Origin of the sequence: Microbacterium sp., from assembly GCF_011620715.1 — a bacterium.
GTDB lineage: Bacteria > Actinomycetota > Actinomycetes > Actinomycetales > Microbacteriaceae > Microbacterium.
In genome coordinates this window covers 4,505-14,657 of record NZ_WOYP01000075.1, presented here as the reverse complement: position 1 = coordinate 14,657, position 10,153 = coordinate 4,505, and the positions used below count along the sequence as shown (strand labels likewise).

10 protein-coding genes are annotated in these 10,153 nt (G+C 67.5%); 3 read left to right on the top strand and 7 right to left on the bottom strand.

Features of this window, described 5'->3' with window-relative positions; translation table 11 throughout:
- The 6 genes from QZV84_RS07560 to mftA all read right to left on the bottom strand — a co-directional run.
- A partial coding sequence (locus QZV84_RS07560) for a MoxR family ATPase (protein ID WP_292827724.1) occupies positions 1 to 961 on the bottom strand: 961 nt, incomplete at its 3' end.
- A gap of 123 nt (positions 962 to 1,084) precedes the next feature.
- Complete coding sequence (locus tag QZV84_RS07555) at positions 1,085 to 1,903, bottom strand: mycofactocin-coupled SDR family oxidoreductase (protein WP_292827722.1); 819 nt, start codon at positions 1,901 to 1,903, stop codon at positions 1,085 to 1,087.
- A gap of 1 nt (position 1,904) precedes the next feature.
- Positions 1,905 to 2,036: a hypothetical protein gene (locus tag QZV84_RS07550; protein ID WP_292827719.1), complete on the bottom strand. Its 132-nt coding sequence runs from the start codon at positions 2,034 to 2,036 to the stop codon at positions 1,905 to 1,907.
- A gap of 102 nt (positions 2,037 to 2,138) precedes the next feature.
- Entirely contained in the window at positions 2,139 to 3,458 is a 1,320-nt protein-coding gene (mftC, locus tag QZV84_RS07545) for a mycofactocin radical SAM maturase (RefSeq protein WP_292827716.1), read from the bottom strand.
- The gene (gene mftB, locus QZV84_RS07540) at positions 3,455 to 3,721 is read right to left on the bottom strand and encodes a mycofactocin biosynthesis chaperone MftB (RefSeq protein WP_292827713.1); all 267 of its coding nucleotides are present in this window, start codon (positions 3,719 to 3,721) and stop codon (positions 3,455 to 3,457) included. Before mftB ends, mftC begins: the two co-directional genes overlap by 4 nt.
- Before the next feature lie 19 nt (positions 3,722 to 3,740).
- Positions 3,741 to 3,851 (bottom strand): mycofactocin precursor MftA, encoded by a 111-nt coding sequence (gene mftA / locus QZV84_RS07535; protein WP_292827710.1) that lies wholly within the window; start codon positions 3,849 to 3,851, stop codon positions 3,741 to 3,743.
- A gap of 137 nt (positions 3,852 to 3,988) precedes the next feature.
- Between mftA and mftR the strand changes: the two genes are divergently transcribed.
- Together mftR and QZV84_RS07525 are read left to right on the top strand one after the other, a co-directional pair.
- Positions 3,989 to 4,561: a mycofactocin system transcriptional regulator gene (gene mftR, locus QZV84_RS07530; RefSeq protein ID WP_292827707.1), complete on the top strand. Its 573-nt coding sequence runs from the start codon at positions 3,989 to 3,991 to the stop codon at positions 4,559 to 4,561.
- Positions 4,558 to 6,240 carry a GMC family oxidoreductase N-terminal domain-containing protein gene (locus QZV84_RS07525; protein WP_292827704.1) on the top strand — a complete coding sequence of 561 codons (1,683 nt, stop codon included), beginning with the start codon at positions 4,558 to 4,560 and terminating at the stop codon, positions 6,238 to 6,240. Before mftR ends, QZV84_RS07525 begins: the two co-directional genes overlap by 4 nt.
- Here the strand turns inward: QZV84_RS07525 and QZV84_RS07520 are convergent.
- A complete protein-coding gene (locus tag QZV84_RS07520) occupies positions 6,221 to 9,370 on the bottom strand; it encodes an efflux RND transporter permease subunit (RefSeq protein ID WP_292827701.1) in 3,150 nt (1,049 codons plus the stop codon). The genes QZV84_RS07525 and QZV84_RS07520 overlap by 20 nt on opposite strands.
- A 164-nt stretch (positions 9,371 to 9,534) precedes the next feature.
- Here QZV84_RS07520 and QZV84_RS07515 point away from each other — a divergent pair, with 164 nt between their 5' ends.
- On the top strand, positions 9,535 to 10,002 hold the full coding sequence (locus QZV84_RS07515) for a MarR family transcriptional regulator (protein ID WP_292827698.1): 468 nt from the start codon (positions 9,535 to 9,537) through the stop codon (positions 10,000 to 10,002).
- Positions 10,003 to 10,153 lie beyond the last annotated feature (151 nt).

The following is a 10,153-nucleotide window of genomic DNA, read 5'->3' as shown; positions in this document are numbered from 1 at the left end:
AGCGGTCCTCCCAGATCTCCCGCAGCACGCGCTCCGGGGTCGTCTCGGCGGCCTCGTCGATGTGGATGCGCCCCGACAACGCCACGATCATGGCGTCGAAGACGAGTTCGGTGTAATCGTCCGAGGATGCGTAGGCTGCGGCATCCGCATGCTTCACACCGCGCAGTTGAGCCAGTTGCTGAGCCACGAGGACGATGTCGATCGCGCCGCGCACGCTCGATCCCTGCCGCACGTCGGGGTGCCGGCGGGTCGCGCGGGTGACCGCGACCGCGTCGCTGATGAGACGTTCGCCGAGCGGCCCGGTCGCGCCGCTGCGCAGCGCGACGATCGCCTCTTCGGCGTCGGCGTCCTGGTAGTCGACCGACAGCCGGTTGAGGCGGTCGGACACGCTCGTGGACAGCCGTGTCGTGCCGATGTTGTCGTAAGGGTTCATCGACGCGATGACCCGGAAGGTCGGCGCCGCCTTGATGCGCCCCACGCGGGGGATCGCGATGGACCGGTCGGCCATTGCGGTGAGCAGCGTGTTGATCGTGTCTTCGGGGGCGCGGTTGAACTCCTCGATGTAGAGGAAGCCGCCCTGCTGCATCGCTTCGACGAGCGGACCCGGCACGAAATTGTCGGGGCTGTAGTCCTCGCGGAGCACGCGGGCGGGGTTGTGATGGCCGACGAGCTTGGCGGGGGTGAGGTCGGCGTTGCCTTCCACAAAAAGCAGCGGGATGCCCCATTCCGCCGTGATCGCGCTGAGCATCGTCGTCTTGCTCGTGCCCGGTGGTCCCTCCAGCACGATGTCACGGCCCGCCGCGACGGCGGCGAGCGTCAGTTCGAGCTCGCGCTCGCGGCCGACGACGCCCGACGCGATGCGTTCCCGGCTCGCAACGACCGAGTCGGCGCCGGATGCCGCAGAGAGGGGTCCCTCCGCGGCATCCGGCCGAAACGGCGCACCGCCTCGTGTAGCCGTCACTTCTGCGTCGACCCGGCGTCGACGGGCAGCATGATCCCGCGCGCCGCGCCCGTGATGAAGGCGACCTTGCCTTCGACTCTTCCCGTCATGATCTTTCCTTTCCGGACGACGCGGAGCGCGACGTCACTTGTTGACGAGGAAGCCCGCGTCCACGGGCAGGGTTACGCCGGTGACATAGCGAGCGGCATCCGAGACCAGCCAGAGGATCGCGTTCGAAATGTCGACCGGTTCGATCATCGGCACCGGCATCGCGTTCGCCATGGCGTTGCTCATCGACGGGTCGGCCTGCAGGACCTCCTGCATGACGTCGTTGACGACCATCGGCGTATTCACACCCGTCGGGTGCACGGTGTTGACACGAATGCTGTGTTTGGCCAGCGAGTTGGCGTACGCGCGCATGAGCCCGACGACACCGTGCTTGGCTGCCGTGTACCCGCGGCCGCCAGGGTTGTCGCCGCCGATCCCGGCGAGTCCCGCGGTCGAGCTGGTGAGCACGATCGCACCGCCCAGGCCGCGGTCGATCATCGACGGGATCGCCACCTCGACGGTGTTGTAGACGCCGGTGAGGTTGACATCCAGCACGTCCTGCCACTCTCGCGGATCGGGGTGGAGGCTCAGGGGGAAGATCCCGGCGTTGGCGAGCACGATGTCGACCGGGCCGAGTTGTGCCACACCCGTCTCGAGCGCCGACTGCAGCGCCGACCGGTCGCGCACATCGGCCTGGACTGCGTGGATGCGGCGATCCAGGGCCTCTACCTGCCGCACCGTCTCCTGCAGGTCGTCGGGCGTTGACATCGGATAGGGGACGGTGTCGATCTGTGCGCAGATGTCGATCGCGATGATGTCGGCGCCCTCCTGGGCGAGCCTGATCGCGTGCGAACGGCCCTGTCCGCGTGCGGCTCCGGTGATGAAGGCGACTTTGCCTTCGAGCTGTCCTGCCATGTCACTTTCCCTTCTTCTCGCGTGAGATGTTCACGTGACGCGGTCGGGGTTGCACCCCGGGCTGCAGCAGGTGGCACGCGTCGACGTGCAGGGAAATGCCCGTGACGCCTGAGGCCAGGACCGGTAGTCTCATGAGCCTTCTCCTCCTTCGTGTGAAGGCGCGCCGGATGCCGCCCCCAGAGGCGCACATCTAACCAGGCGTCCGCGTCGTCGCGGGCGCAATGGAGCGTGAGTCTCAGGCGAGGGTGGTGCGGGTGCCCTCCTGGTGGTGCCCTTCGGCACCGCTTTCGCGTGGTGTCAGAGTCGCGGCGAACCCCGCCAAAGGGCTCTCCGCGCACGCGCTGACAGGCGGCGCTTGGATGTCGTCGCGCCGACGGATCGTGACGCTCACCGGGCCCATGCCGTCGCGCGGGCGGGGCGGCGAGGTGCGGTGAGAATGGTCTCCGCTCGGCAGCGGGATGCCGCCACCGGTGTTCTTGCGCTTGGCCAGCTCCTGCTCGCCGTAGCCCTGGACGCATTCGGGGTCGGGGCCGTCGAGGGGGAGCCCGGTGAAGAACTTGGCGGCCATGCATCCGCCCTTGCAGGTGTCGAAGAACTGGCACGACGTGCATGCGCCGCCGGACTGCGGCTCCCGCAAGCGTGTGAACAGTTCGGAGTGGCGCCACACTTCGGCGAAGCCGCCGTCGTCGCGGACGCTGCCGGCGAGGAATTCGTCGTGGATCGCGAAGGGGCAGGCGTAGACGTCGCCGATCGGATCGATCAGGCACACGACGCGTCCCGCGCCGCAGAGATTCAGGCCCGGAAGCGCCTGGCCGTACGCCGACAGATGGAAGAACGAGTCTCCGGTGAGAACCTCGTCACCGTGGGCCACGAGCCAGTCGTAGAGTTCGCGCTGCTGCGCCTGTGTGGGATGCAGTTCGTCCCACACGTCGGCTCCGCGGCCCGACGGGCGCAGTCGCGTCAGTCGCAGCTGAGCACCGTACTCGTCGGCGATCGCCTTGAACTCGTCCAGCTGGCCGATGTTGGTGCGGGTGCACACCACCGAGAGTTTGAAGCCCTTCATCCCCGCATCGCGCAGGTTCGCCATCGCGCGCAGCGCGGTCTCGTACGAGCGCGGTCCGCGGATCGCGTCGTTGACCTCGGGGGTGGCGCCATCGAGTGAGATCTGCACATCGACGTAGTCGTTGGCGGCGAGGGCGGCGGCGGCATCCGGTGTGATCTTCACCCCGTTGGTCGAGAACTTCACTCCCACGTGATGGGCCGTGGCGTACTCGAGCAGCTCCCAGAAATCCGAGCGCACGGTGGGCTCGCCGCCGCCGATGTTGACGTAGAAGACCTGCATGCGCTCGAGTTCGTCGAAGACGGCCTTGCACTCCGCCGTGCTGAGCTCGCGAGGATCGCGCCGTCCGGAGCTGGACAGGCAGTGCACGCACGAGAGGTTGCACGCATAGGTGAGCTCCCACGTGAGGCAGATCGGGGCGTCGAGGCCTCGCTCGAAGTGGTCGACGAGCCGTGCAGGACGCGGCGGCGCCTCGGTGGGGAATGCGATCGTCATGCTGTGCGCTCCTCGATCATGTGTGAGGCTGCAAGCGTCTCGAGGGCCTGCAGGTACTTCGGCTGCGATGCGGCGGAGACTCCGACCGCCTCGCACGCGGCTCGGGCGGACGGCGCATCGCCGAGGGCCTCGACGATGGCCAGCAACGTGCGGTCTTTGAGGAACGACAGCTTTCGCGTGCCGAAGTGATAGAGCAACGCGCCGAAGGACTCGGGTCTCACCGAGACCTGCGGGTGCACCCGCCAGGCGGTCTCAGCGTTCACGGGCGCAGCGCCGCGGTCATCAGTAGACGCCGCACATGCCGTCGATCGATACTTCCTCGACGAGCGAGTCGACCTCGATGAGGTCGTGTTCGACGGTCGTGGACTCAGCCGTCAGGGCTTGTGGATCCATGGGATGCTCCTTAGCGAGAACGCCATCCTTGGCGTGCAGTCTGATGTGGACGATACTAATGACACTGAGTGCCGAAGGGAATAGCCACGGACGCGGACAGCCAGATTTTTCCCGGTACCGACGTTCCGCGGCCCCGCATGGGTCGCGCGCCGGCGACGACGCACAGCGAGCTGAGCCATCTTGCGCTGCAGATGTTCCTGGAGCGCGGCTTCGACGAGACGACCGTAGATGACATCGTCCGCGCCGCCGGAATCGGGCGTCGCACCTTCTTCCGCTACTTCGCGTCGAAGAACGACCTGCCCTGGGGCGACTTCGAGACGCTGCTCACGGCCATGCGCGGTCACTTGCATTCCCTTCCTCCGGAAATGCCCCTCATGGACGTGATCCGCTTGGCGGTCATCGAGTTCAACCGCTTTCCGGATGCCGAGATGCCCTACCATCGCGAACGCATGTGGCTGCTGCTGAACGTGCCCAGCCTGGTCGCCCACTCCACGCTGCGTTATGCCGCATGGCGTCAGGTGATCGCGGCTTACGCGGCGGAGCGGCTCGGAGACGACTCCGGCAGCCTCGAGCCCCAATCGATCGCGTGGGCCTGCCTCGGGTTGTGCCTCGCCGCGTACGAGCAGTGGCTCGCCCACGAAGAGGCCGACCTGCTCAAGCTGCTGGATGAGGCGTTCCGGCGGCTCGGCGCGGCGTTCGGTTCGCCGTGACCTCTCCCGCCGACGTCGTCGTCGTCGGTGCCGGTGGGTCGGGGGCCCCGCTGGCAGCGCGGCTCAGTGAGGATCCCGGCCGGCGAGTGCTGCTGCTCGAAGCCGGTCCGACGCCCGCCGGCGTGCGGGGGTTTCCGGCGGAGTTGCTGGATCCGACGACCGTGCAGGGTGCCATGCCGGGGCATCCCGCCAACTGGTCGTATCTCGGGCACCTCACCCCAGACCTGCCGTACATGATCGCCCGCGGACGCATTCTCGGAGGGTCGACAACCCTGAACGGCGCCTACTTCGTCCGGGCGCGCCCCGCGGACTTCGACGCCTGGGCAGAGGTTGCCGGCCCGGAGTGGTCGTACGACGCGATGCTGCCCGTGCTGCGCCGCTTGGAAACCGATCGGGACTATGGCGATTCCGACGGGCACGGCTCGTCGGGGCCGATGTTCGTCATGCGGCCGCCGCAAGCCAGCATCCTCGCCGCCGCGTTCACCGCCGCTGCACGCGAACTCGGGTTTCCCGCCGAGCCCGACAAGAACGGCCTCGGGGAACCTGGAGCCGGACCCGTACCGGTCAATGTCCACCGTCCTCCTGGCTCTCACGAGGCGGTGCGATGGAACACCGGCCTGGCGTACATCGATCCGGCCCGAGCGCGGCCGAATCTCGAGGTGCGCGGAGGCGTCCGCGTGCTGCGGGTGCTGATCCGCGAGGGCCGCGCCGTCGGGGTCGAGACCACGGCGGGCCCGATCGAGGCCGGCGAGGTCGTGCTCTGCGCGGGCGCGATCGCGACGCCGCAGCTGCTGCTGGTGTCGGGCATCGGACCGCGCGCCGATCTCAGAGCGCTCGGAATCGACGTCGTCGCCGACCTGCCGGTGGGTGTGGCCTTCAGCGATCACCCCGATATCGCGATCGGCTGGCGAGCGCAGCGCCCGGTGGTCGACTCCCGAGAACGCGTCGCCTTCCCGGCCGCTCTGAACTTCTCATCGGAGCTCTTGTCGCCGGAGCGGCTGTCTTCGGTGCACTCGCCTTCGGTCGGCTCGCCGGCGGCCGCTGCAGAGGCCGACCTCGAGATCCTCCTCGCGGTGAAGCCGCTCGGCTACCTGCTCACCGGCACCGCCCACACGTTGGCGGGCGGCGTGCGCACCGTGTTGCGGCATCCGTTGCGGACACTGCGGGCGCTGATCGGGGTGTCGGCGCGGCGCATGGCGCAGCAGCTGACGCACCGCGACGATCTGCAGCTCATCGTCGCACTGCAGCAGCCTGCCGGTCGCGGTCGCATCACGATCACGTCCGCCGACCCTCTCGTCCCGCCTCAGATCGACTACTGCTACCTCGAAGAAGAAGCGGATCGCTCGCGGATGCGGCTTGCCGTGCGCACCGCCGTCGCATTGTTGCGCACGGCGGCATTCGCCGATGTGTTCGACGGGCTCACCGAGCTCGGCGATGCCGAGCTCGGTGACGATGCGGCGCTCGACGCCTGGATGCTCGCGCACCTCGGCACGGCGATCCATCTGTGCGGATCCGTGCCGATGGGCTCTGTCGTCGATTCCCACGGTCGCGTGCACGGCGTTTCCGGCCTGCGCGTGGCCGACACCTCGATCCTGCCGTGGGCGCCGTCGCGGGGCCCGGCCGCGACCGCCGTCGCGATCGGCGAGCGCGTCGCTGACTTCATGCGTGCGCAGGGCTGAACGGCTGATCATCTTCGGGATGGCCGGTCGTCGCCCCGTGGTCGGCACTCCGCCTCGCGGTCGAGCGCTCGCGCCCCTGTTCGAACATCAGGTAGAGCACGGGAACCAGGATGAGGGTGAGCGCAGTCGAGGAGATGAGTCCGCCGATGACCACGATCGCGAGATCCTGGCTGATGAATCCGCTCGAGCCGGTGACACCCAACGCCATCGGGATGAGCGCGAAGATCGTCGCGAGGGCGGTCATCAGGATGGGGCGCAGTCGCTGGCGGGCACCGTTGAAGACGGCGTCGCGCACGGTCTGACCCTGCTTGCGATACTGATTGACCAGATCGATGAGGACGATGGCGTTCGTGACGACGATGCCGATCAGCATCAGCATGCCGATGAGCGCCGAGATGCCCAGCGGGCGTCCGGTGATCAGCAGCAGCGCGATCGCCCCGGTGGCGGCGAACGGGATCGACACGAGGAGGATGAGCGGCTGCGCGAGCGAGCGGAACGTGGCCACCAGGAGGAGGAACACGATGGCGATCGCGACGAGCATCGCCAGGCCGAGCTGCTGGAATGATTCCTGCTGCGTCTGGGCGAGACCGCCGATCGTGGCCGTGGTGCCGGATGGTATGTCGAGGTCGTCGATGCGCGTCTGCACTTCGGTCGTCACGGCACCGAGCTCGCCCTCGGCGGGAGTGACCGAGATGGTGGCGACGAGGTCTCCGTCCTTGCGGGTGAGTGAGGTCGGGACGGTGACCTCTTCGACGGTCGCGAGATCGGTCAGCGGCACAAGGCCGGTCGGCGTCGGAATCGGCATCGCCGAGAGCTCATCCACGGTCTGCGGCGCCGGGGCGGCGTCGATGAAGATGTTGTACTCCTCATCGTCGATCGTCACGTTCCCGACGCTCTGCGGCGACAGGATGCTGCCCACCATGCCGAGCAGCTGGATCTCGGTGAACCCGTTCTCGAGCGCGACGGCGCGGTCGACCGTGATCTGGATGATCGGCTGGGCAGGCGCGAGGTCGCTGGCGACCTCGGTCGCTTGGGGAGTGTCCTCCAGCGCAGCGTAGACCTCGTCGGTCGCTGCGGCCAGATCGGTCTCGTTCTCAGCGCTGACCACGACATCCACCGAGCCGCCGAATCCGCCGGCCATCGCCGCGGGATCCGACAGGCTCACTTCGCCGGGGCCGTCGATCTCGGCCAGCTGTGTGCGCACCTCATCCTTCAGCGCGGTCTGGTCAGCGCCGGGGTCGGTGTTGACGATGAAGGTGGCCGTGCCGCCGCCACCGCCGAGCAGGGCCGAGAAGTCGCCCGCTCCGCCGCTGCTCGAGCCGGCCATGAGCATGACTTCCTCGACGCCGTCGACCTCGAGCAGGGTGTCTTCGACATCGCGGGCGCCGTCCGAGATCGTTTCGAGGTCGGAGCCGGCCGGGAACGTCTGAGTGACCATGATCATGTTCTGGCCCGTGCTGCCCAGGAAGTCGACCTTCAGCAGCGGCACGAGCGACACCGTGATCACGAGCAGCAGTCCGGAAGCGACGAGCGTGATGATCGGATGCTTCTGCGTTCCACGCAGGATCGGCTTGTATCCGCGCTGCAGCCAGCCGTTGTGCTCCTGCTCCTCAGCCGCGGCGCGCACCGCCGCGGGGTCGGCGACGTCCTTCGGCTGACGCAGGAACCAGTACGACAGCACCGGGACGATCGTGAGGGCGACCAGAAGCGAGGACAGCATCGCGATCGTCACGGTCAGTGCGAACGGAGCGAACAGCTCACCGACAAGGCCGCCCACCAGGGCGATCGGCAAGAACACGGCCACCGTCGTGAGCGTCGACGATGTGATCGCGCCGGCCACCTCGCGCACTCCCGCGAGGATCGCGTGCACCTTCTCCTCGCCGTATGAGAGGTGTCGCTTGATGTTCTCGATGACCACGATGGAGTCATCCACGACGCGTCCGATCGCGATCGTGAGCGCCCCCAGTGTCAGCATGTTCAGCGAGTAGCCGCCGAGGTTCAGTCCGATGAAGGTGACCAGCACCGACAGCGGGATCGAGATCGCCGTCACCAGGGTCGCGCGGACCGAGAGCAGGAAGACCAGGATCACGATGATCGCGAACAGCAGGCCGAGCAGGCCCTCGATGGCGAGGTGCTGGATCGACTCTTCGATGAACGGCGCCTGATCGAACACGATCGTCAGCTCGAGACCGGCGATCTCGTCGGTCAGCTCGGTGACCGCCTCGGCGACGGCATGTGAAATCGCGACGACATCGCCGCCTTGGATCGCGGTGATCGAGATCGACAGCGCCTCTTCACCGTTCATGCGGGTGATCGAGGTCTGGTCCTCGGCAACCAGCTCGACGTCGGCGACGTCGCCGACGGTCACGACGACGCCGGGCTGCGTCTGGCTCGCCAAGGGCAGCGAAGCGATGTCCTCGGTGGAGGTGACCGGCGTGCCGCCCTGCACCGGTAGCAGTGAACCGTCGTCCGTGACCGAGCCCAGCGGCAGCGTCAAGCCGTTCGCCTGCAGCGCCTGCGGGATCGCCTGCGCGCTCAGTCCGTTCGCCGCGAGAGCGGCCTGATCGGGGGTGATCACGACACGCTCCACGGCGCCGCCGGACACCTCAGCCGAGCGCACCCCTTCGATAGCCTCCAGGCGCGGGACCACTGTGTCGCTGAGCGTCGCCGACAGCGCCGGCAGGTCCTGGTCGGCGGAGGACGCGGTCATGAAGATCACCGGGATGTCGGCGGTGCTTCCGGCCACGAGGTTCGGCTCTGCATCAGTGGGAAGCGATGCGGAGATCGAGTCGATCGCCTCTTCCACGGACGCGCGGAAGTCGTCGACGTCGATGCCGTACTCGTACCCGATCGTGATGATCGACATGCTCGACGATGACTTCGAGACGACCTGTTCGACACCGTCGAGGTCGGCGACGGCCTGCGAGATCGGCACGCCCACCTGTTCGTCGATCACTTCCGGACTTGCGCCGGGGACGATGGTGACGACGGTGGTGCGCGGCAGCTCGATCGACGGGATCAGCTCCTGCTTGAGCTGCGTCATGGAGAAGACGCCGAACGCGGCGATCAACAGGGTGATCAGGGCGACCAGCGAGCGATTGGCCAGGCTGAAACGGGCGAGACGGAACAAAGGTGCACCACCGGAAGATCGAAGGGACAGGGTGACCGGAAGGTCGAAGGGAAAGGGTGCGGACGAGAGCACGGGAAGGTTTGCTTCACGCGAAGCTTAGCCGAATGCTACGCATCTTCGTCTGTGTTGAGTCTGTGAGAACCATCAGGGCTACGCTCGAGGGCGTGGACACCGACGAGGGGGCCGAACGCGAGACCCTGCTGACGGAGCTGCTCGTCATTCAGAGCGATCTAGAGACTTCGCTTGCGCCCGAGATCATCGAATCCGTGCTCACCCTGCGCCTCACGATGCAGCAGTTGAAGGTGCTCGCCCTCCTCGTGACCGAGCCCGAGGGGAATACGATTCAGGGGCTCGCCAGGACCGCCGGAGTCTCTCTGGCAACGATGTCGGGGATCGTCGACCGCCTCGAATCGCAGGACATGGTCGAGCGCACCGTCGACCCGCGGGACCACCGCGTTCGTCGGGTCACGGCAACCCCGACCGGCCGGGAGACCGTTCAGCGGCTGCTCATGGGAAGGCCGGAGCTCAGCCGCACCCCACTCAACCGGCTCGCCCTGGACGACCTTCGAGCACTCACCCAGGGCATCCGGGCACTGCTGAAATCAGTACAGGCCGACCGACCAGATCATTGAACGAACGAGGACCCGACACGGCCTGATTTCCCGGCCTTCTTCGCGGCGAACGCTCGAATTGCGGCATCCCGCTTCTGCCCCTGCCTGCATCCGCCCCACCCACCGCCCCCGCGTTTGCCCGCCCGTGCGACCACGCACTGCCTGCAGCACC